The sequence below is a fragment of the Tautonia sociabilis genome, from assembly GCF_003977685.1.
GTDB classification, from domain to species: domain Bacteria; phylum Planctomycetota; class Planctomycetia; order Isosphaerales; family Isosphaeraceae; genus Tautonia; species Tautonia sociabilis.
This window is the reverse complement of record NZ_RYZH01000082.1, coordinates 1-20667: the sequence shown is the minus strand read 5'-3', so window position 1 is coordinate 20667 and position 20667 is coordinate 1. Positions and strand designations below refer to the sequence as shown.

Annotated in this window: 14 protein-coding genes; 12 read left to right on the top strand and 2 right to left on the bottom strand. The window is 69.7% G+C overall.

Annotated elements, in window-relative coordinates; all coding sequences use genetic code 11:
• Positions 1–492: 492 nt before the first annotated feature.
• From TsocGM_RS24395 to TsocGM_RS24355, 9 genes are all read left to right on the top strand, one after another.
• Positions 493–1560 carry a substrate-binding domain-containing protein gene (locus TsocGM_RS24395; protein WP_233579168.1) on the top strand — a complete coding sequence of 356 codons (1068 nt, stop codon included), beginning with the start codon at positions 493–495 and terminating at the stop codon, positions 1558–1560.
• 1 nt (position 1561) lies between these two features.
• Positions 1562–3082, top strand: coding sequence for a sugar ABC transporter ATP-binding protein (locus TsocGM_RS24390; protein ID WP_126728078.1), 1521 nt, complete (start codon positions 1562–1564; stop codon positions 3080–3082).
• A gap of 310 nt (positions 3083–3392) precedes the next feature.
• Entirely contained in the window at positions 3393–5039 is a 1647-nt protein-coding gene (metG, locus tag TsocGM_RS24385) for a methionine--tRNA ligase (protein ID WP_126728077.1), read from the top strand.
• Positions 5040–5540: 501 nt separating this feature from the next.
• Complete coding sequence (locus tag TsocGM_RS24380) at positions 5541–6371, top strand: DOMON domain-containing protein (RefSeq protein WP_126728076.1); 831 nt, start codon at positions 5541–5543, stop codon at positions 6369–6371.
• Positions 6372–6653: 282 nt separating this feature from the next.
• Entirely contained in the window at positions 6654–9749 is a 3096-nt protein-coding gene (locus TsocGM_RS24375; RefSeq protein WP_126728075.1) for a WD40 domain-containing protein, read from the top strand.
• 81 nt (positions 9750–9830) lie between these two features.
• On the top strand, positions 9831–11501 hold the full coding sequence (locus TsocGM_RS24370) for a DUF1549 and DUF1553 domain-containing protein (protein ID WP_126728074.1): 1671 nt from the start codon (positions 9831–9833) through the stop codon (positions 11499–11501).
• Between the two features lie 55 nt (positions 11502–11556).
• Positions 11557–12912, top strand: a complete 1356-nt coding sequence (locus TsocGM_RS24365) for a DUF1501 domain-containing protein (protein WP_126728073.1) — start codon at positions 11557–11559, stop codon at positions 12910–12912.
• Positions 12909–14549: a hypothetical protein gene (locus tag TsocGM_RS24360; RefSeq protein ID WP_126728072.1), complete on the top strand. Its 1641-nt coding sequence runs from the start codon at positions 12909–12911 to the stop codon at positions 14547–14549. The genes TsocGM_RS24365 and TsocGM_RS24360 overlap by 4 nt, the downstream gene beginning before the upstream one ends.
• Positions 14550–14605: 56 nt before the next feature.
• Positions 14606–15514 (top strand): hypothetical protein, encoded by a 909-nt coding sequence (locus TsocGM_RS24355; protein WP_126728071.1) that lies wholly within the window; start codon positions 14606–14608, stop codon positions 15512–15514.
• A gap of 66 nt (positions 15515–15580) precedes the next feature.
• Here the strand turns inward: TsocGM_RS24355 and TsocGM_RS24350 are convergent, their stop codons facing one another.
• Entirely contained in the window at positions 15581–15991 is a 411-nt protein-coding gene (locus TsocGM_RS24350; RefSeq protein ID WP_126728070.1) for a hypothetical protein, read from the bottom strand.
• A gap of 445 nt (positions 15992–16436) precedes the next feature.
• Entirely contained in the window at positions 16437–17399 is a 963-nt protein-coding gene (locus TsocGM_RS24345) for an FG-GAP-like repeat-containing protein (protein WP_158633748.1), read from the bottom strand.
• A gap of 224 nt (positions 17400–17623) precedes the next feature.
• Between TsocGM_RS24345 and TsocGM_RS24340 the strand changes: the two genes are divergently transcribed.
• From TsocGM_RS24340 to TsocGM_RS26355, 3 genes are all read left to right on the top strand, one after another.
• On the top strand, positions 17624–18766 hold the full coding sequence (locus TsocGM_RS24340; protein ID WP_199756899.1) for a TIGR03032 family protein: 1143 nt from the start codon (positions 17624–17626) through the stop codon (positions 18764–18766).
• A gap of 160 nt (positions 18767–18926) precedes the next feature.
• The gene (locus TsocGM_RS24335) at positions 18927–19814 is read left to right on the top strand and encodes a hypothetical protein (protein ID WP_199756898.1); all 888 of its coding nucleotides are present in this window, start codon (positions 18927–18929) and stop codon (positions 19812–19814) included.
• Positions 19815–20398: 584 nt separating this feature from the next.
• Positions 20399–20542 (top strand): hypothetical protein, encoded by a 144-nt coding sequence (locus TsocGM_RS26355; RefSeq protein WP_158633747.1) that lies wholly within the window; start codon positions 20399–20401, stop codon positions 20540–20542.
• The last annotated feature ends 125 nt before the right edge of the window (positions 20543–20667 follow it).

Here is a 20667-nt window from a genome sequence, read left to right as displayed (position 1 = left end):
AGACACCGCCGATGCGACGGCGAGCCACCGGGTTGCCCCCGCCTGGCGTGATCCGCCCCGTCGTCTCCGACGGGCCGTCCCCGGGCGGGAGCGTGCGAACGTCGCGTTGGGCCGCCCGGCTCGTTGCACGGAGCAAACGTCGGGATGCGTCCGAACTGCGGCGTAGGTGCCTCGCTCAGGTGAGAACGGGCCGCCTCGTCGGGCGGCCCGCGTCAGGTGGGTCTCACCGGCGACAAGGGACATAGTACCAGGGGTTTCTCCGGAGTCAACAACCCGCTCCGGATTGTGAGGGAATCGAGACGAACGGGCGGGATTTCTCCTGGAGAAACGCATCAGGGATGGAGCAATCGCTCTTGCAAGCCTGGGCGGGGGCGGCTGCTTGACCGGCCTCTCCGAAGGCCTTTAGGATGGCCGATCTTCCACCTCCGCCACTGAAGCAATGCAACGCTCACGCTCTTGCGAACGGGTCGTGCGCCCGGGAGGCACTTCGCCATGACCGGCCGGACTGCGGTCTTCGTGTCGTCGCTTGTGGTCCTTGGGGTGATGGTCGGCTGCGGAGGGCCGGTCGAGCAGGGGGGGCCGACTGGTGCCGACGGGTCGAAACCGGAGGCGGGGGCGGGGGGGGTCATCTTCGTGGGCTTCGATGGCAGTCCGCCGCTGGTCGAGGCGCTGCGCGAGGGGAAGATTCAGGGCCTGGTCCTGCAGAACCCGAGGCGGATGGGGTATCTGGGGGTCAAGACGCTGATCGACCACCTTGAGGGGAGAGCGGTCGAGCCCGAGGTGGCCACCGGGGAGACGCTGGCGACGCCGGAGAACATGGACGACCCCGAGGTGGCCGAGCTGCTTAATCCGCCCAAGATCGACCACGGTTCGGATGCCAGCCTCGCCGGGCAGAAGCAGAAGCGGTGGCGGGTGATGGTCATCCCCAAGGGGACGACGCACGAGTTCTGGCAGACGATTCATTTCGGCGCCAAGACGGCCGCCGACGAGATGGACGCCGAGATCCTCTGGAAGGGGCCCCAGAAGGAGGACGACCGTCAGCAGCAGATTGAGCTGGTGCAGAACGCCATCGCGCTGGGGGTCGACGGCATCGTGCTGGCTCCGCTCGACGCCAGGGCGCTGGTCGGGCCGGTCGAGCAGGCGGTGGCCAGGGGGATCCCGGTCGTGATCATCGACTCGGCGCTGAACTCGGACACGCCGGTCAGCTACGTCGCCACCGACAACTACAACGGCGGGGTGTTGGCGGCGAGGCGGATGGGAGCGTTGATGGGGGGGAAGGGCCGAGCGATCCTGCTCCGCTATGCCGTCGGTTCGGCCAGCACGGAGCAGCGTGAGCAGGGGTTCCTGGACACGATGGCCAGCGAGTTTCCCGAGGTCGAGTTCGTCTCCAAGGACCAGTATGCCGGCGCCACCGCGGCGACGGCCCTGGAGAAGTCGCAGCAGCTGGTCACGCGGTACCGGGGGCAGGCCGACGCCATCTTCGCGCCGAACGAGTCGAGCACGTTCGGCATGCTCCGGGCGCTGGAGGGGGCCGGGATGCTGAAGTCGGGGGCGCCGTGAGATGGGCGCGCCGACGGGGGAGCCGATGCTGTCGATGCGGGAGGTGGCCAAGCGGTTCGGCGCCAGCCGGGCGCTGGACGGCGTCTCGATCGACCTGTACCCGGGGGAGGTCCACGCGCTGATCGGCGAGAACGGAGCGGGCAAGAGCACCCTGATGAAGGTGCTCAGCGGCGCCTACCGGCCCGACTCCGGCTCGATGACCCTCGCGGGGGAGCCTTACGCCCCCCGGGGGCCTCGGGACGCCCTCTCTCGGGGGGTGGCGATGATCTACCAGGAGCTGGCGATCGCCCCGCACCTGACGGTCGAGGCCAACGTCATGCTCGGCCAGGAGCGGACCCGCTGGGGGTTGCTGAGGAGGGGGGAGCACCGCCGGCTCGTGGGGGAGGCGCTCGCCCTTCTGGAGCACGCCGACATCCGGCCGGAGGCGGTGGCGGGCCGGTTGAGCGTTGGGGCGCAGCAGTTGGTGGAGGTGGCCCGGGCGCTGGTCAGCGACGCCCGCATCCTGGTCTTCGACGAGCCGACCAGCTCTCTGACCGAGCGAGACGCCGAGCGGCTGTTCGCCGTCATCGACCGCTTGCGGGCTCAGGGGATGGCGATCGTCTACATCAGCCACTTCCTGGAGGAGGTCCGGCGGGTCGCCTCGCGGTACACCGTGCTTCGGGACGGCCGGGCGGTGTCGAGCGGAGCGATGGCGGGGACCGACCTGCGGTCGATCATCGCCGCGATGGTCGGCCGGGACCTGACCGAGATGTTCCCCCGGGTGCCCCACGAACCGGGGGAGCCGGTGCTCGATCTCTCGGCGATCTCCGGCCGCCGACTGCCGAGGAGGGCCGACCTGCGGCTCCGGCGGGGAGAGGTGCTGGGGATCGCCGGGCTCGTCGGCGCCGGGAGGACGGAGCTGCTGCGGGCGGTCTTCGGGCTCGACGAGATCCGGTCGGGCCAGGTGACGGTCAATGGGGCATCCGGCCGATCGGGGAGCCCTCGGGAGCGGATCGGCCAGGGGATGGGCCTGCTGAGTGAGGACCGCAAGGGGGAGGGGCTGGCGCTGGGCCGATCGGTTGAGGAGAACCTGACGCTCTCAGCGCTCGGTCGCTACGCGAAGCTCGGCTGGCTGGGGCTGGGGAAGCGGCGGGAGGAGGCCCGCCGCTGGATCGAGGCGATGCGGGTCCGGACGACCGGGCCGGACCAGCGGATCGGGGAGCTCTCGGGGGGGAACCAGCAGAAGGTGGCGCTGGCCCGGTTGCTGCACCAGCGGGCCGACGTGTTGCTGCTGGACGAGCCGACGCGGGGGATCGACGTCGGCAGCAAGGCCGAGATCTACCGGATGATCGGGGAGCTCGCCGCCGGGGGGAAGGCCGTGCTGATGGTCAGCTCGTACTTGCCCGAGCTGCTCGGCGTCTGCGACCGCATCGCCGTGATGAGCCGAGGCGTGCTCGGCGAGGCCCGGCCGGTCTCGGAGTGGACCGAGCACCGCATCATGGAGGAGGCGACCGGCCAGCGTTCCTCGCCGCCTTCCGGGTGAGCCGGGCGAGGAACCGACGTCGGCCGACGAGAGGCCTTCCCCCCGGCCTGCTCACGATGGGGGACCGCCCCCCGGCCCGTTGGCGTCGGCGTCGGCGTCTGCGGAAGGGCCATCGCTGGCCGTTGCGTGACCGGGCCGACGGAGGCTGCCCCGGTTGGAGCGGCCCGGCATCCTGATAGAATGGTCGGCGAGCCGGCCCGGCGGCCGAACGCCGGCAAGCCCCCGCGTGTCCGGCCCCCGGTGCCCGACCGCGCGACCCCTCGAGTGCCAATCGGCCCGGGGGCGGACGCCTTTTGGACCGAACCGAATCATGAGCCAGCCGTCGACGTTCTTCATCACCACCGCCATCGACTACCCCAACAGCCGGCCCCACATCGGCACCGCGTTCGAGAAGATCGGCGCCGATGTTCAAGCTCGCTTCCGACGCATGGAGGGCGCCGACACCTACTTCCTGATGGGGAACGACGAGAACACGATCAAGGTGTCCAAGCGAGCGCGGGAGCTCGGCGTCGAGCCCCAGCCCTACGTCGACGACATGGCCTCCCAGTTCAAGGAGGTCTGGCGCGCCCTCGACATCTCCTTCGACGACTTCATCCAGACCAGCGAGCCCCGCCACCACGCCGGCTGCCAGCGGTTCATCCAGGCCGTCTTCGACGCCGGAGACATCGACAAACGTCCCTACAAGGGCCTCTACTGCGAGGGGTGCGAGGAGTTCAAGACCGCCAAGGAGGCCGTCTCCCCCGACGGCCGGGAGCTGAAGACCATCGAGGAGGCCGAGGCCGCCGGCGCCTGCTGCCCGAACCACCCGAAGACGCCGCTGAGGATCGTCGAGGAAGAGAATTACTTCTTCAAGCTCTCCTCCTTTCAGGACCGCCTCCTCGCCCACTACGAGGCCCACCCCGAGTTCATCCAGCCGGAGAGCCGCCGCAACGAGGTCGTCAACCTGGTCAAGGCCGGCCTCCAGGACGTCTCCATCTCTCGCAAGGGCTTCTCCTGGGGCATCAAGGTCCCCTTCGACGAGGAGCAGACGATCTACGTCTGGTTCGACGCCCTGCTCAACTACATCACCGCGCTGGGCTACGGCTCGGCAGACGACGCGAAGTTCCGCCGCTACTGGCCGGCCGACGTCCACGTGATCGGCAAGGACATCACCCGGTTCCACTGCGCCCTTTGGCCGGCGATGCTCATGTCCGCGGGCCTGCCGCTGCCGAAATCGGTCTTCGCCCACGGCTTCGTCTACCGCAAGGACGAGGGGAGCGGCGTCCTCCAGAAGATGAGCAAGTCCATCGGCAACATCGTCGAGCCGATGGACCTCGTCCGACGCTTCAACAGCGAGGCGTTCCGGTATTACTTCATGAGCCAGTGCCCCTTCGGCGGCGACGGCGAATTTTCCTTCGAGCGCTTCGCCGAGACCTACAACACCGGCCTGGCCAACAGCCTGGGCAACCTCTACAGCCGGACGATCACCATGCCCGTGAAGTACTTCGGCGGCGTTCTGGAGGGCTCTTCGGCGATCGACCCGACCGCCTGGCGCGCCGGGCTGGATCTGCCGGCGCTGGTCGAGGAGCTTCGCAGCCTCGTCGGCTCGTTCCAGTACGCCGGGGCGCTGCAGACCATCTGGCTGCAGGTCATCGACGCCGCCAACCGCTACATCGAGGCGACCCGGCCGTTCGCCCTGATCAAGACCGACCCGGCCGCGACGAAGATCGCCCTGGTCAACCTCGCCGAGGCGCTCCGCGTCGTCTCCATCCTCATCAAGCCCTTCCTCCCCCGCACCGCCGAAACCTTCTACGCGGCCTTCAATTTCGCTGATGCGCAACCCTTTGACCGCGTTTGCTTCGCCGACGCCGCCTCCCGCCCCCCCGGCCCCGACCTCCGCGTGACCGCCGCGCTGGTCGACGGCAAGGTCGCCCCGCTGTTCCCCAAGATCGACCTGAAGGCCGAGCCCTCCTCCTGAGCGCGGACCTCCGCCGGACGGAGGACATCGCCGTTCGACCCGCCCCCCGATCGACGCCCCAAGGGACGGCGCCCTCCTCGATGGCCCCGTCCCCGAGGGTCCAGACAAGGGCGCGCCCTCCGGAGAGCCGGCGTCGCTCCCCGGGAATCGCGTCCTTCCCCCGGCCCGCTCCCCCGACGGCCAGGGAAGGGGTCGGCCTCGGGCCGGGTGAGGACACCGGGACCGGGCAATTCGCGACGGACGATCGCTCCGCCACGCGCGACACACCCACGCACGCGCGGTGATCAATGGAACCGACCGATCCCGGCCGTCTCGGATGGCCGGGGAGCGATCGCTGCACAGATTATGTTTGACGATCGTCATGTGTCCTGACTATTGTCGGTTTCCTGATGCAGGAGTCTCGTCCCGAGGCCTCCCCCCCGGCGCTCCGGCGCCGGACCCCGGCCTCCGCCAGACGAAACCGAATCCCCTCGACCAGCCCTGTTTGGGGAGCCCCCCGCGATGGAACCAGTCGCAGCGTCCTGGCTGATGGCGGGCATCTTGGCGGCGACGACCGGAGCGGCGGCAGGGCAGGAGGGCTCGGAATCGGCCGAGCGGCCCTCGGCGTCCGCCCCGGTCCTGAAGGGGATCACAATCGACGGCGACCTATCCGACTGGCCGGATTCGATGACCATCCATTCACTGGACAAGCTCTTCAACTACGACGGGAGGCGGCAGAATTTCGAGGACCTGGAAAGCACCGACCTCCTCAAGCCGGACGACCTGAGCGCGGCCTTCGCCGTGGGCTACAGCCCGGAGGAGCAGCTCCTGTACGTGGCGGTCATCGTCCGGGACGAAACCCTGATCGCCAACTCGACCAGCCATTTGACCACCGATGCGGTCGAGATCTTTGTCGACGGGCTCCGGGGCGATCGGCGGGTCCAGCACCGGGAGGGGATCGAGCTGCCCGAGATCCCGGTCCAGCAGTACGTCGCGATCCCCGGCGAGGGCCCGGTCTATGGCCTCCCGGAGCCGAACAACCCCATCCTGACGGGGGGAGACGTCACGAAGACCACGACCCGGATGGCATTCCACCGCGACGGAGACATCACGACCTACGAATGGGCCATCCAGGTCTTCGACCGCTATCCCGACGAGCCGACCGCGCTCGATCCCGGCAAGCGGATCGGATTCGACATCGCCGTGGCGGATGAGGACATGAAGGAGGGAGAAACCGGGCCGGATGGCGCCACCCCGATGAATCGGCTCGACTGGATCTACTGGGGCCCGCAGTGGAACGGCGTCAAGCACCTCAACGCCGGCCTCCTCGGCGAGCTCGTTTTCGAAGAATAACGGGCCGACTCGTCCTCCGCCGACGCCCTCCGAGGAGGAAGGGATTCCGACCGCGACGACGAATTCGTTCGGAAACATCGTTGACTTGCGCTCGGGCCCCGCCTAGCCTAGGACAATCGTCGCAGCTCTGAAGGCGTGGTCGATCGATCACCCCTGATCGATGGGGTGTGCTTCGGCCTCTCTTGATCCGAACCATGTCTCGCCCCGGCCCCCTGTCTGCGATCGAGGGCGGTTGGCGACGGGCCGATCGAGGCGGACCTTGACGAGACAAGGACCTCGCGCATGCGCACGTCGACCTGGTCGAGCGGAACTCGGTCGCCTTCCCGAGGGTCAGCGACCCGATCGGGGCTGGATCGGGCCGGCCTCCTGGGGATCGCCCCCCGGGTGATCCTGATCGCCCTCGTCGCCCAGGGGGGGGCGGGTTGGCCGGAGGCGGCGGGAGCGGCCCAGGGCCGGGCGGTGGGCTTCCTGGAGCGGCTGCTCTCGAGCCCGGGTCCCTTCGAGGTCGACGGGGATCCCGTTGAGTTGATGGGGGAGGAGGAAGGCCGGGTCTGGGCGGTGGCGGTCAGCCCGGACGGGCGATCGCTTGCCGTCGTCACCGGAAGCCTCCCGCCGAAGATGGAGGGGCCGGGAGAACTCCGGCTCTATGACTTCGACGCCTCCTCCGGGACGCCGACGCTGCGGCGGGCCGTTGCCTCGCCCTCGGCGATCCGATGCGTCTCGTATGCCCCCGACGGGAGCCTCCTCGCCACCGGCGGCTTCGACAAGGCGGTCGCGCTCCGGGATGCCGAGTCCGGCGAGGTCCGCTCGACCATCTCCGGGTTCGAGGGCGGGGTCAACGGCCTTGCGTTCTCCCCCGACGGGTCGACCCTGGCGACCGCCTGCCTCGACGGAACGATCCAGCTCTGGGACGCGGAGGACGGCCGCGCGATCGCCACGCTCGGCTCGCACGGCGAGCCCGCCTTCTCGGTCGCGTTCTCGCCCGACGGCACGCTCGTCGCCTCGGCGGGCGTCGACAAGACGGCCCGGCTCTGGGATGTGGCCGAGCGCCGCCAGCACGCCGAGCTGAAGGGGCATACGGGGTCGGTCGAAGGCCTGGCCTTCTCGCCCGACGGCAAGACGCTCGCGACCGGGGGCTGGGACGGGATGATCCGGACCTGGGACACCTCCTCGGGCAAGGAGCGGACGACCTTCAACGCCGGAGGGGTCCGGCCCGTGCTGGCGCTGGACTACTCCCCGGACGGCACCGTCCTCGCGGCGGCCGGGGGAGGGGCCGACAGCTCCCTGGCCAAGCTGTTCGACCCCGCCACCGGCCGGGAACGGTCCTCGTTCTCGACCGGATCGAACTGGGTCAGCGCCCTTCGGTTCGACCGGAAGGGAGAGCGGCTGCTCGTGGGGGGGAATTCCTACGCGCTGACCGTCTGGAACGCGGCCGACCCGGCGCCCTCCCCGGAGAAGCTGGCGGAGGTGCGCGCCACCGATCGGCCGAGCCAGGAACGGGAGATCTCCCTGACGCTGGCCTTTTCCCCCGACGGCATGACGCTGGCCGCCGGGGGAGAATCCGGCCTGATCACGCTCCGGGACGTCGTCAACGGCCGGCTCGTCGGCACCTTCGCCGGCCATGACGACGCGGTGACGGCGATCGCGTTCTCCCCCGACGGCCGATCGCTCGCCTCGGCCAGCTACGACGGCACGGCCCGGCTGTGGGATCTGGCCTCGGGCCAGGCCCGGGCGGTCCTGGACGGGCACCACGAGATGGTCCTCGCGCTGGAGTTCAGCCCCGACGGCTCGACCCTCGCCACCGGCGGGTACGACGGCGAGATCCTGCTCTGGGACGCGTCTTCCGGGGATCGGGTCGCCAAGCTTCCCGGGAGTGAGGTTTCCGTCCGAGCGCTGGCCTTCGCCCCTGACGGCTCCCGGTTGGCCTCGGCCGGCGCCGACCGGATCATCAGGCTCTGGGACCTCGACGCCCGGGAACAGGCCGCCGAGCTGAGCGGCCACCAGGGGACGATCCGGGCCCTCGCGTTCGGGCCCGACGGTCGATGGCTGGCCAGCGCCTCGGAGGACCGCACCGTCCGGCGATGGGACCTCGACGGCGACTCGGTCGGGAAGCAGGTCGAGTTCCCGCCCCACAACGAGATGGTCTGGGCGATGGCCCTCAGCCCCGGCGGCGGGACGATCGCCAGCGGCGACTACCGGGGCTTCCTCCAGTTCCGGGAGGCCGGCGGTTCGGCGAACTCGGTCGCCGTCTCGCACCGGCCGCACGAGGGAGGGATCACGGCCCTGGCCTTTTCTCCCGGGGGCCGGATGCTCGCCTCCGCCGGGTTCGACCAGAAGATCAAGCTCTGGCACTCCAAGCCTCCCCGCCTCTCCTCCCGGGCGATGGCCAACGACCACAAGGGCCAGGTCCACTTTGGCGTCTTCTCCCCCGACGGCCAGACGGTGGCCACCGGGGCCGACGACGCGAAGGTCGTCCTCCGGGACGCCCGCACCCTGAAGCCGATCCGGGTCCTGGAGGGTCATTCGTCCGGAGTGGGCGCTGGCGCGTACACCCCCGACGGCTCGACCCTGATCACCGCGGCCCTCCAGGGCGGCGAGGCGATCTCCTGGGACGTGGCGACCGGGAAGGAGCGGGGGCGCTTCGGGGGAGACGGCCCCGGGATCGCCGCCATCGCCGTCTCTTCCGACGGCAAGACGGCCGCCACGGCGGCCGGCCGCACCGTGAGGCTCTGGGACCTGGACACCTTCGCCGAGCTCCGGACGATCGACGGGCCGAAGGAGCCGGTCAAGTCCGTCCGCTTCTCCCCTGACGGCCGCCTGATCGCCGGAGCGGTGGGGGACTGGCGCTTCGGCCGCCCGGGGGCCGTGTGGATCTGGGACGTGGAGACAGGAGAGGTCCGGGCGAACCTGATCGGCCACGGCCGGCACTGCTGGGCGGTCGACTTCACCCCCGACGGCAAGACGATCGCCAGCACCTCGGGAGACGGGACGATCCGGCTCTGGGATGTCGCGTCCGCCTCGCTCCGGGCCGCCTTCGAGGTCGGCGACGCCAACCCCAGGCCGGTCCGGTTCTCCCCCGACGGCGGCCTGCTGGTCGTCGGCCACGGCAAGGGGGAGGTCACGCTCTGGGACGTCGCCGCCGGCCGCCGGGCCGCCGCCCTCTCGGGCCACGAAGACCTGATCCTCGGCGTCGACTTCTCCCCCGACGGCGAGCGGGCCGTCTCGACCGGCAAGGACGGCACCGTCCGCCTCTGGGAACTCCGCGGCCCCTCGCCCTCCTTCGGCCAGGCCCTCCGGGGGCTCGCGCGCCGGGTCCTCGACGCCGCCCGGGGCGACGAGGAAGAGGGGGACAACAAGGAAGACAGGCCCGATCGCTAGGACGCCAAGGAGGCCCCCCCGCCGGGCCCGCCGCGATCGCACCGAACGCATCGACGACCCCTGACCCCTGGGAGGCTTGCGATGAGCCGGCTCCGGATCCTGATCCTGATCCTGATCCTCGGCATGATCCCCCTCGGGGCGTTCGCCGCCTCGGCCTCGGCCCCGCCCCCGGCCGCTGGCGACCCGGATCGGGGACCGGGGGAGGCCTCAACGCCGGGGGGGATCACCTCCTCGGCCCCCGACCCCTATGCCCTCGCCGAGGCCATCGATCGCCGGATCGGCGATCGGCTGGAGGAGGCGTCGGTGGAGCCCGCCCCGCTCGCCGACGACGCCGAGTTCCTCCGCCGGGTCTGGCTCGACATCGCCGGCAGCATCCCGCCGGCCTCCGAGGTCCGATCCTTCCTGCTGGACGACGACCCACAGAAGCGCCGCAAGATCGTCGACCGCCTGCTTGACTCACCTGGCTATGTCAGGAACATGAGCATGCAATGGCGCAATCTGATGATCCCGGAGGCCGAGGGGGACCAGCAGGTCGGCTTCGCCGCCATCGGCTTCGAGCCCTGGCTGCGCCAGCAGTTCGCCGAGGGGGTCGGCTACGACGCGATGGTCCGAGAGCTGCTGACCGTGCCGCTGGGAGACGGGCAGCAGGCGAATCGGCTCTTCAGCGGCGAGGAGCCCGAGCCGTCCCCCATCGGGTTCGTCGCCGCGAAGGCGGGGGATCCCGGCGCCCTGGCCGCCGGCACCTCCCGGCTCTTCCTGGGCATCCGCCTGGAGTGCGCCCAGTGCCACGACCACCCGTTCGCCACATGGTCGCGAGACGAGTTCTGGGGCCTGGCCGCCTTCTTCTCCGGCCTCGACCGGCAGAGCCCGGAGATGGCCATCTTCCAGGGCCGAGAGATCCCGGGGCGCACCGAGATCGCCATCCCCGAGACCGGCCGGGTCGCGCAGGCGACCTTCCTCGACGGGACCCGCCCCCGCTGGCGCTATGCCGACGAAACGCGCTCGGTCCTCGCCAAATGGATCACCTCGCCCGAGAACCCGTACTTCGCCCGGGCCGCCGCCAACCGCCTCTGGGCCCAGTTCTTCGGCCGGGGGCTGGTCGACCCCGTCGACGAGATGGGCCCGATCAACCAGCCGAGCCACCCCGAGCTACTCGACGAGCTGGCCCTCCGGTTCGCCCAGAGCGGCTTCGACCCCAGGTTCCTGATCCGGGCCATCACGGCCAGCGACACCTACCAGCGCACCAGCGCCGGCTACGCCCCCGGCCAGGATGTCCCCGAGCTGTTCGCCCGCATGCCCGTCCGCGGCCTCTCCCCGGAACAGCTCTACGAGAGCCTGATCCAGGCCTCGGGCCTGGAGCGAGAGGAGCCGCTGCCCCCGTTCGTCTTCGGCGGCACCTCGCCGCGCAAGGATCTGATGGATCGCTTCGCCGAGGACGGCACCTCGCCGACCGAGCGACGCTCGACCATCCTCCAGGCGTTGACCCTGATGAACGGCCCGCTCGTCAACACCGCGCTCAACCCGGAGGGCAGCGGCACGCTCGCCGCCGTGGCCGACTCCTACTTCCTCTCGACCCGGGAGAAGGTCGAGGCCCTCTACCTCGCCGCCTTCAGCCGGCTCCCCCGGGACGAGGAGCTCGAACGCCTCGCCCGCTACGTCGACCGCGGCGGCCCGACGCTCGACCCCAAGCGCGCCCTGGCCGACGTCTTCTGGGCCCTCCTCAACAGCCCCGAGTTCTCCTTCAACCACTAAGAAGTGAGCACATCCACGGCCTTTTCCTTCCCCCTCATCTCCCGGGATCCTGGCCATGACTCGCCCCTTCCGCGACCTGCCCGTCACCCGCCGCCAGTGGATGCGGATGAGCGCCCTTGGCGCCGCGGCCGTCTCGTGCTCCGGCTGGATCGAGGCGTTGGCCGCCGACGCGGCCTCCGCCCCCGGCCGTCGCCGCTCCTGCATCCTGCTCTGGATGAACGGCGGCCCGAGCCAGACGGACACCTTCGACCTCAAGCCGGGCCACAAGAACGGCGGCCCCTTCGAGGAGATCGAGACGTCCGTCCCCGGCATCCGGATCAGCGAGCATCTGCCGAAGCTCGCTCGCCGGATGGATGACCTGGCGATCATCCGATCGATGAGCACCAAGGAGGGGGACCACGGCCGCGCCTCCTACCATCTCCGCACCGGCTACATGCCGACTGGCCCGATCGCCTACCCGACCTTCGGCTCGCTCGTCAGCAAGGAGCTGGCCGACCCCCGGCTCGAGCTTCCCGGATTCGTCAGCATCGCCCCGTTCCGGGGCCTGAACCCCGCCGCGTATGCCCCCGGATTCCTCGGGCACCGCTTCGCGCCGCTGATCGTCGGCGAGTCGGACTTCGGCCGCGTCGTCTCCGGCGGAGACGGCGCCGAGGCGCTGAAGGTCAAGGACCTGTCGCCTCCCTCGGAGATCAACCGTCGCCGCGCCGACGCCCGCCTCGGCCTGCTGGCCGACATCCGCGACCCGTTCCTCGACCTCCGCTCCAGCGACGCGGCTTACAGCCAGCGGACCGCCTACGAGAACGCGATCACGATGATGCGGTCCGACGCCGTCAAGGCGTTCGACCTGGACGACGAGCCGGACCACCTCCGCGACGCCTACGGCCGCAACACCTTCGGCCAGGGCTGCCTGCTGGCCCGTCGGCTCGTCGAGCGCGGGGTGCCGTTCGTCGAGGTCACGCTCAACGGCGTCGACGGCAACAACATCCTCGGCTGGGACACGCACCAGGACAATTTCGAGGCCGTCCGCCGGCTCAGCGAGGTGCTCGATCCCGCCTGGGCGACCCTGATGGACGACCTGAAGGCCCGGGGCCTGCTCGACTCGACCCTGATCGTCTGGATGGGAGAGTTCGGCCGCACGCCGACGATCAACGGCAACAACGGCCGGGACCACTTCCCCAACGCCTGGTCGGCCGTCGTCGGCGGGGGAGGGATCGCCGGAGGCCGGGTGATTGGCGCCACGACCGCCGACGGAACGGAGGTCGAGGACCGTCCGGTGGCCGTCCCCGACCTGCTGGCGACCGCCTGCCTGGCGCTGGGCCTCGATCCAATGGCCCAGAATATGTCCAACCTCGGCCGGCCGATCCGCGTCGTCGACCCCGAGGCCAAGCCGATCCGGGAGGTGCTCGCATGAACCGGCCGATCCTCGCGACCGCCGCCTGGCTCCTCCTCGCCGCCGGCCCGGCCGGCGCCCGGCCCGCCTCGGACCTCCCCGACAACCTCTTCGCCACGTCCCCAGCCGACGCGGTGCTGGATCTGGTCGTGATGGCCGATGACCACCCGATCGTGGCCCGCTACCGGATCACGATCGGAGGCGTCGGCCATCGCCTGGCCTTCGGCGAGTTCATCGTCCAGTTGTCTGCCTACCTCGACGCCGACGACGACCGGCGGCTCACCCCGGACGAGCTCGGGCGAGGCCCCTGGGCGCAGCTCTTCGCGGCTCAGCCCTTCGACCAGGTGCGGCCGAATCCCGACCGACCGGACGAGGGCGGCCCCGACGCCAACGGCGACGGCCGCATCTCGTGCGACGAGCTGGTCCGTCACGTCCGGGAGTCGCTCGGCATCGAGCCGATGACACGTACGGGCGGGGCGCCCCCGGACCCCCGCACCGAACGCCCCTTCGAGCACCTCGACCGCGACGGCAACGGCCGCCTCGACACCGACGAGATCGCCCGGGCCGCCGAGCGGCTCTCCTCCCTCGACCGGGACCAGGACGAATGGGTGGTCCTCGACGAGATGAACCCCTATTCCACCAACGTCCGGCGCTACTTCGGCATCCGGGTCAGCTCCGGCGGCCTGCCCCCGGACCACCCCTTCGTCGTCCTGGGAGCGTCGGAGGATCGGGCCAAGATCGCCGGCCTCCTGCTCGATCGCTACGATCGGGACGGCGACGGCCGGATCGACCTCGCCGAACTTGGCCTGCCGGGCGAGAGGGCCGCTCCCCTCGACGCCTCGGGCCTCGCCCGATGGCTCGAAGCCCCAACCCCACACCTGGAGTTCAAGGTCGAATTGGCTCCCCCCGGCCAGGCCCGCGGGCCGATGGTGTTCGAGCGCATCGCCGCCGTCGATTCGATCGCCGACGCGCTCGGCCCGCCCGAGGACACGTCCCAGGTGCTCGACCTCGGCCCGATCACCGTCGAGCTCGGCGTCGATGCGAGCTACAGCGACTATCGCAGCTTCCTCTTCCAGAACTTCGACAGCAGCGATGCCGACGACAGCGGCTCTCTCGACCGGTCGGAGATCGACAACGGCACCATTATCTCTCGCCTCTTCGACGCCGCCGATCGCGACGGCGACGGGTCGTTCTCCCGGGAGGAATTGACCTCGTACATGTCCATGTACGAGGCCGCCTTCGCCGCCCGGCTCTCCCTTTCGATCTCCGACCTCGGCCGGGCCGTCTATCAGTCGATGGACCCCGACGACGACTTCCGCCTGAGCCTCCGGGAACTTCTCGGGATCCCCGAGCTGCTCTCCGCCCGGGACCGGGATGGGGACGGTACGGTCGTCCTGGAGGAGTTCCCCCACCGATACCGACTCAACATCGGCCTCGGCCCCGCCCGTCCCTCGAACCGGTTCATCGAGACGGGCCCGCAGCGGCGCCCCTCCCCGGCCGGGGAGGGGGTCCCCTCCTGGTTCACCCGGATGGACCGCAACGGCGACGGCGACGTCTCCCGCCGCGAGTTCCTCGGGCCGCTCGAAGTGTTCACCGGGCTCGACCGCGACGGCGACGGCCTCGTCTCCGCCGAGGATGCCGCCCGGCCGATCCGATGATCCGGGTCGGGGCGGCCCCTCGCCTCCCCGACCGAACCTCGCAGGGAAGTCCCCCCATGATCGATCGGACGCGCTCCCTCGCCGCGGCCCTGCTCGGCGTCGTCTCCACCCTCACCCCCCTTGGGGGCGGCACCGGGGCGCAGGACGCGACGCCAGCCCCGGTCTCCCCGGAGGAGAAACCGGCCCGCCCGGCCTCAATCGCGGTGCCGGTGCTGACGGGCATCACCATCGACGGCGACCTCGCCGACTGGCCCGACACGATCGAGCTGCACCCGATCCGCCACATGCTCGTCAACGACACGAACTACGGCAAGAACGGCGTGGAGGAGCGCGACCTGGCCACCAGCTGCGACCTGAGCCCCGTGTTCTCTGTCGCCTCCGACCCCGACACCGACCTGATCGTTCTCGCCGTCCTCGTCCGGGACGACCGCCTGATTGTCGGCAACACGGGCTTCTGGGACACCGACGCGGTCGAGGTCGACCTCGACGGCCTGTTCTCCGACTCGAGAATCCCCTTCAGCACCGTCTTCGGCCGGTTCGAGGAGGTCGACGCCTCCGAGGTCCCCGTGCTCCAGTACCTGGGCATCCCCGGCGAGGGGCCGGTCTCTGGGGTCTCGCGGTCCTCGGGAGAGGACCGCGACCCGGTGAATCCGAGCCTGAGCTGGGGAGACATCTCGCAGACGGCGACCCGCATGGCGTTCCGTCGGGACGGCGACGTGACCGTCTACGAGTGGGCCCTCCAGGCGTTCGACCGCTACCCCGACCGTCCCACCGACCTGGTCCCCGGCAAGAGGATCGGCTTCGACGTGGTCGTCGTCGACAAGGACGTGCCCGCCTCCACCCATTCCGCCGAGACCGAGCCCGAGGACGCCCGATCGGCCTGGGTCTCCTGGTGCCCCGGCTTCAGCGGGCCGAGATTCCTCAACGCCGGCTCCATCGGCGAACTGGTGCTCGGCGGCGACTGAGCAGCGGAGCGCCGACCAAGGCGCCGATCCCCTCGCGACACGGTCGATCCGTTCTCGGATCGCCGGTCAGCCCTGCGAAGGGGACGAGGTCGCCTCTGACGCCGGGGTCCCGACCCGAGATCGATACGACGCCAGGACCAGACCACCGACCACCGCCACCACCCCCGCCCCGAAGGCCGCTCGGGCCGCCGGCGCCGACCATCCTCCCGTCGCCGCCGCGATCCCCCAGGAGACGAGCAGGGCCTGCCCCCCGACGCCAGCCGCGGCGCAGACGGGGACAAGCAGCTCGATCAGGGCAACCTGCCAGCCCTTCCAGGAAACGACCCACCGCCGGAGGGTCGAGAGGAACCCGATCACGGCCGGTAGAAGCAGGATGCACCAGGGGCCCCAACCCGTCCCGAGCTCCTCGCCTCGCCATCCGCCGTAGCCGCCGGCAGCCGCCACGTACCCGAGCCACACCCATCGCCACGTCCCCATCCCGACCTCCGCAGGAATGGAACCTCGGAACTCGAAGACTGAAGTGCGATTGCGCCGGAGAGCCCCACATCTCGGGTCGGGCCCTCGGCCCCCGGCGGACAGGATCGCGCCGGCGGCCGTCGCGCTCCGATCGCGGCCGACCCACCGAGCCAGGCCGGGGTGCCCCGGCTCCTGGCCAGCCCGTCGTTGAGAGAATCGGAACGGGGGGGATCGCCCGTCACTCCGAGCGCGGGATCAATCGCCTCCCGGCGAGAGGCGGCCTCTGCGAAGACCAAGGTGGGCCCCGCGTCGGTGATCAAGGAGGGTCCCGCTGACGTGCTCATTTCCGACTGGCACGTTGTCATCGCAACGGGGGCTGGCCCCTGAAGAGGCGCAGCCCCCGGAATCTGTCGGTCGTCCTCGCGGGAGGTCTCGGCCCTCACCGCGAGGCGGGTTGGTCAGCGGCTTAGACCGGCAGTCTGACGACGTTGCGGTAGAGCCTGGCCGTTCCCGACTGAGAATCATCCAGGCCGATCAGGAGGAGGTCGAGGTCGCCGTCACCGTCGGTGTCGGCCCAGGTCGCCGAGGATCGGGTGAGCCCCTCGAGCGCCAGGTCGACCAGGGTGAAGTTGCCGGACCCGTCGTTCCGGTAGACCTGAGAGACGCCCTGCTGGTTCTCGTCCTGGCCGCTGATGACCAGGTCGAGGTCGCCATCGCCGTCGTAGTCTCCCCAGGCGACGGCCGCCCGCTGGACGTGGACGATGTCGACCGTCGACTCCTCGTAGGTCAGTTCGCTGACCAGGAACGTCTGCTCCGACCCGAAGCTCTCGCCGGCCAGGCCGGTGTCGACCGCCTGCACGCTCCAGCAGGAGTAGCCATCGGCAAGCCCGCTGATGTCGAAGGTGAAGCTGGTCCCCTGGATTGTGCCCCGGAAGGCGATCCGGCGGGCGCCCGCGCTCGGGTCGCTCATCGGCGAGACCACATCCAGGCCGCCCGAGGTGCTGCCGATGACCAGCACGTAGCTCAGGCCGCTCGAGGCCGTCTGAGAATCGGTCGCCGCGTCCCAGGAGAAGGTGATGGTGCCGTCGCCGTTGTCGACCGATTGCAGGTTCGTCGGCGCCGTCGGGGCCGTGTTGGCCGTCGCGGTGTCGTTGCGATAGACGCGGCTGTACCGGATGTTCGAACTGCCACTACCGGCGAGGAAGAGGTCCAGGTCGCCGTCGTTGTCGTAGTCCCCCCATGCCACCGAACTGAGATCGACGCTCGGCAGGCCGACGGTGACATCGGTGAACTCGCCGGCCATGACAATCCGGGCCTCGAGGGCCTCCAGGGTCGGCCTCCCTCGGCGTGTCTCCCGATTCTTCCGGTGACGACTCTTGAGAGCATTCGGACGGCTCGTCGAGGCGGCGGGCAGACGGCGGCGGGTCATCGGCCTTCGTCTCCAGGTCAGGGGCCCAGGCACCGGGCTACCACACCCCTCGCAACACATCGGCGAGGGTCGCACGATTCGCACGAGGCAATCCGGCATCGTATGGTCGGTTCAGGCAGGATGATGACACTGTAAGACACGTTTTTCATCTGGGAAAACGTTCATGCATCCGCGATGGATGCCAGCGGGCCCGGTGAGATCGCCGCTTCCGAGGAGGACCATTTGTGGCGAACGCAACCTTCGGCGTGGATTCGGGTTCCGAGGCCGAGGCCGGGACCGAGGCCGTCCGATCCGAGCTGGGGGGCGGCTTCCGGATGCTGACCTCCCGCGGGCTCGTCGAGTGGATTGCCCGAGATCGCTTGAGCCTGGCGGTGACGACCTATCAGCGCGGCGGCCTGTTCCTGCTCGGGACCAAGCCGGGGCCGGCGCTGGGCCTCTGGGCCGCCGCCTTCGGCCGGGCGATGGGCCTGCACGCCACCGACCAGACGATCTGGTTGGCCACCGCCTCCGCCCTCCGCCGCTTCGAGAACGACCTGCCCCCCGGCCACTCGGAAGACGGCTTCGACCGCGTCTATATCCCCCGGGTCGGCTACACGACCGGCGACCTGGACGTCCATGACCTCGGCGTCGACGCCGACGGCCGCCCCGTGTTCGTCGCCACCCGCTTCGGCTGCCTGGCGACCGTCTCCGACCGCTTCAGCTTCGAGCCGGTCTGGACGCCCCCCTTCCTCTCGGCCCTGGTCCCCGAGGATCGCTGCCACCTCAACGGCCTGGCCTTCGAGGATGGCCGCCCGAAGCACGTCACGATGGTCGGCACCAGCGACGTGGCCGACGGCTGGCGAGAGCATCGGATCAACGGCGGGCTCGTCATGGATGTGACCTCGAACGAGGTCGTCTGCCGGGGGCTGTCGATGCCCCACTCGCCTCGCCTGCACGACGGCAAGCTCTGGCTGCTGGCGGCCGGAACCGGCCACCTCGGCTTCGTCGACCCGAACACCGGCCGCTTCGAGGAGGTCTGCTTCCTGCCCGGCTTCGCCCGAGGGCTGTCGATCCGCGGCCGGTTCGCCGTCCTCGGCACGTCGATGCCCCGGCGCGACCCCTCCTTCGAGGGCCTCCCGCTCGGCGAGAACCTCCGAACCCGGGGGGCCTCCCCCCGGTGCGGGCTCCACGTCATCGACTTGGAATCCGGCTCGGTCGTCCACTGGCTGCGGTTCGAGGGCCCGATCGAAGAACTGTACGACGTGGCGATCCTGCCGGGAGTCGCTCGCCCCAAGGCGCTGAGCTTCAGCCGGCGCTCGACCGCCGGCTCTCGCATCCGGTTCGAGGTCGAGGGCCAGGGCCCTCGCCACTTCGTCCTGGTCGGCTGATCCCTCCACTCGACGTTGTCCGGGTTCGGGAGCTGGATCGCGCAGGAGCGTTCGAGAACGCCCTCCCGATCACACCGTCCCCCGAGAACGGCCCGGATCAGGGCCCCGGATTGACCTGCCCCCGGAATCTGGTCCAGGGGTTATGAGAGTGCGGGGTCTAGTGCACCTCCGCGTGACCGGCCCGTTCACGGTCGAGAGCCTTTCGCCACATCGCGTCCTCTCGACCGACGAAGACCGCCCGGCTTCCGAATCCGAAGGCCGCCCGACGACCGGGGTCGTCCCCTATGAGTCGATGATCCTGGACAACCTCCGAAAGGCCGGCGTCCAGAACACGAAGAAGGCCGAGCGCCTCGCCTTCGACCGCCTCGAACCATACGCCGGCACCTGGCTCCACGCCACCGGCGCCTACACCGACGCCGACGGCAAGCCCCGCCGCGTCGCCGTCTCCCTCGGTCCCGAGCACGGCACCGTCGGCCCCCAGCAGGTCAAGGAAGCCGCCAAGGAGGCCGTCCAGGGCCTCGGCTTCGACCTGCTCCTCGTCTGCGGCTTCGCCTTCGACCCCCACGTCTCCGAGGAGACCAAGCGCTACGGCAGCCTCACCATCCAGCCCGTCCGCATGAACCCCGACCTCTCGATGGGCGACGAACTCCTCAAGAAGACCGGCGCCGGCAACCTCTTCATGATCTTCGGCGAGCCCGACATCGCCATCGAGCGCAACGGCAAGGTCACCGTCGAGATCAAGGGCCTCGACATCTACGACCCCACCACCGGCCAGGTCCGGTCATCCTCGACCGCTGACATTGCCTGCTGGTTCCTCGACACCAACTACGACGCCGAGTCCTTCTTCGCCCGCCACGCCTACTTCACCGGCTCCGACGACCCCTACGCCAAGCTCAAGCGAGTCCTCCGAGCCGAGATCGACGAAGCCCACTGGTCCACCCTCAACAGCACCAAGAGCTACCCCTTCGATCCCTCCAAGACCGGCAAGATCGCCGTCAAGGTCATCAATCACTACGGGGATGAGGTGCTCAAGGTGTACGAGGTCTGAACCGGACTCGCAAGGCGACATGCGTTGAAGCCGGTCGGTTCTACTCAGCCTCTTCCTCGCGAGCCTTCTTCGCCTTTCCGCCGGCGTATCCGAGTCCGAGCCCACCCAGGAACGACAGGGCTCCGGTAACTACTTGCTTAACGAGGTCATACTGCTCTTTCATAATTGCCCAATAACAGAGCAACCCCATGAAGACCAAGGCAGCAATAACAACACAGAATGTGATAACACGCCCAATCAGTCCGTCAATCCATGCTCTCCAACTGTCGCGATCCGCATTGATAAGGACCTGAGTGATGTGATTATCACTCATGCGATCAGTCAAGGAGTCAATGGGCATCACAGGTGGATGCAGGAAAACCCCGACATTTGTCGAAGGAGCGCTCGAAGTGGCGTGTGGCGCACCCGATTGATCCGCGATCGCTGAATAGCTGGGACCCGAAGGCGGCTGAATCGGATGATCTGGCTCCGGTCGTTCCCCGGCCGGGCCACGTTCAGCCCCGTCTGGCATCGCTACGCCTCTCACCGGCAATTCGGCGGATTTGCGTGTAGGCTCGGACCAATCCCCGGCGAGACACCTTGAGTTGCTTAGTGCCCGCCTTACGTACCTGATGGGCGGCCCAAAACGCTCGGAGCTTGCCCTCGACGGCTTTCTCCATCGCCTTGGCCTGTACGTCGTCACGCACAATGCCGGCAAGCTTCGCCTGCTCGACGGCTGCATGAGCTAGGGCACTGTCTCATCCGCCATCCTGTTGGGTTGACAGTTGTTGCGTCAATGCGGCGGGGTCGGCCTGCAGCAGCTCCCAGAAGTCGGCGGTCGGCAGCACCAGGCCCAGGACCTGGTAGGGGCAGC

Bases quoted from the DNA above. Each gene is read 5' to 3' on its own strand.
- TsocGM_RS24395 (WP_233579168.1), top strand. From the start codon at position 493: ATGACCGGCCGGACTGCGGTCTTCGTGTCGTCGCTTGTGGTCCTTGGG.
- TsocGM_RS24390 (WP_126728078.1), top strand. From the start codon at position 1,562: ATGGGCGCGCCGACGGGGGAGCCGATGCTGTCGATGCGGGAGGTGGCC.
- metG (WP_126728077.1), top strand. From the start codon at position 3,393: ATGAGCCAGCCGTCGACGTTCTTCATCACCACCGCCATCGACTACCCC.
- TsocGM_RS24380 (WP_126728076.1), top strand. From the start codon at position 5,541: ATGGAACCAGTCGCAGCGTCCTGGCTGATGGCGGGCATCTTGGCGGCG.
- TsocGM_RS24375 (WP_126728075.1), top strand. From the start codon at position 6,654: ATGCGCACGTCGACCTGGTCGAGCGGAACTCGGTCGCCTTCCCGAGGG.
- TsocGM_RS24370 (WP_126728074.1), top strand. From the start codon at position 9,831: ATGAGCCGGCTCCGGATCCTGATCCTGATCCTGATCCTCGGCATGATC.
- TsocGM_RS24365 (WP_126728073.1), top strand. From the start codon at position 11,557: ATGACTCGCCCCTTCCGCGACCTGCCCGTCACCCGCCGCCAGTGGATG.
- TsocGM_RS24360 (WP_126728072.1), top strand. From the start codon at position 12,909: ATGAACCGGCCGATCCTCGCGACCGCCGCCTGGCTCCTCCTCGCCGCC.
- TsocGM_RS24355 (WP_126728071.1), top strand. From the start codon at position 14,606: ATGATCGATCGGACGCGCTCCCTCGCCGCGGCCCTGCTCGGCGTCGTC.
- TsocGM_RS24350 (WP_126728070.1), bottom strand. From the start codon at position 15,991: ATGGGGACGTGGCGATGGGTGTGGCTCGGGTACGTGGCGGCTGCCGGC.
- TsocGM_RS24345 (WP_158633748.1), bottom strand. From the start codon at position 17,399: ATGACCCGCCGCCGTCTGCCCGCCGCCTCGACGAGCCGTCCGAATGCT.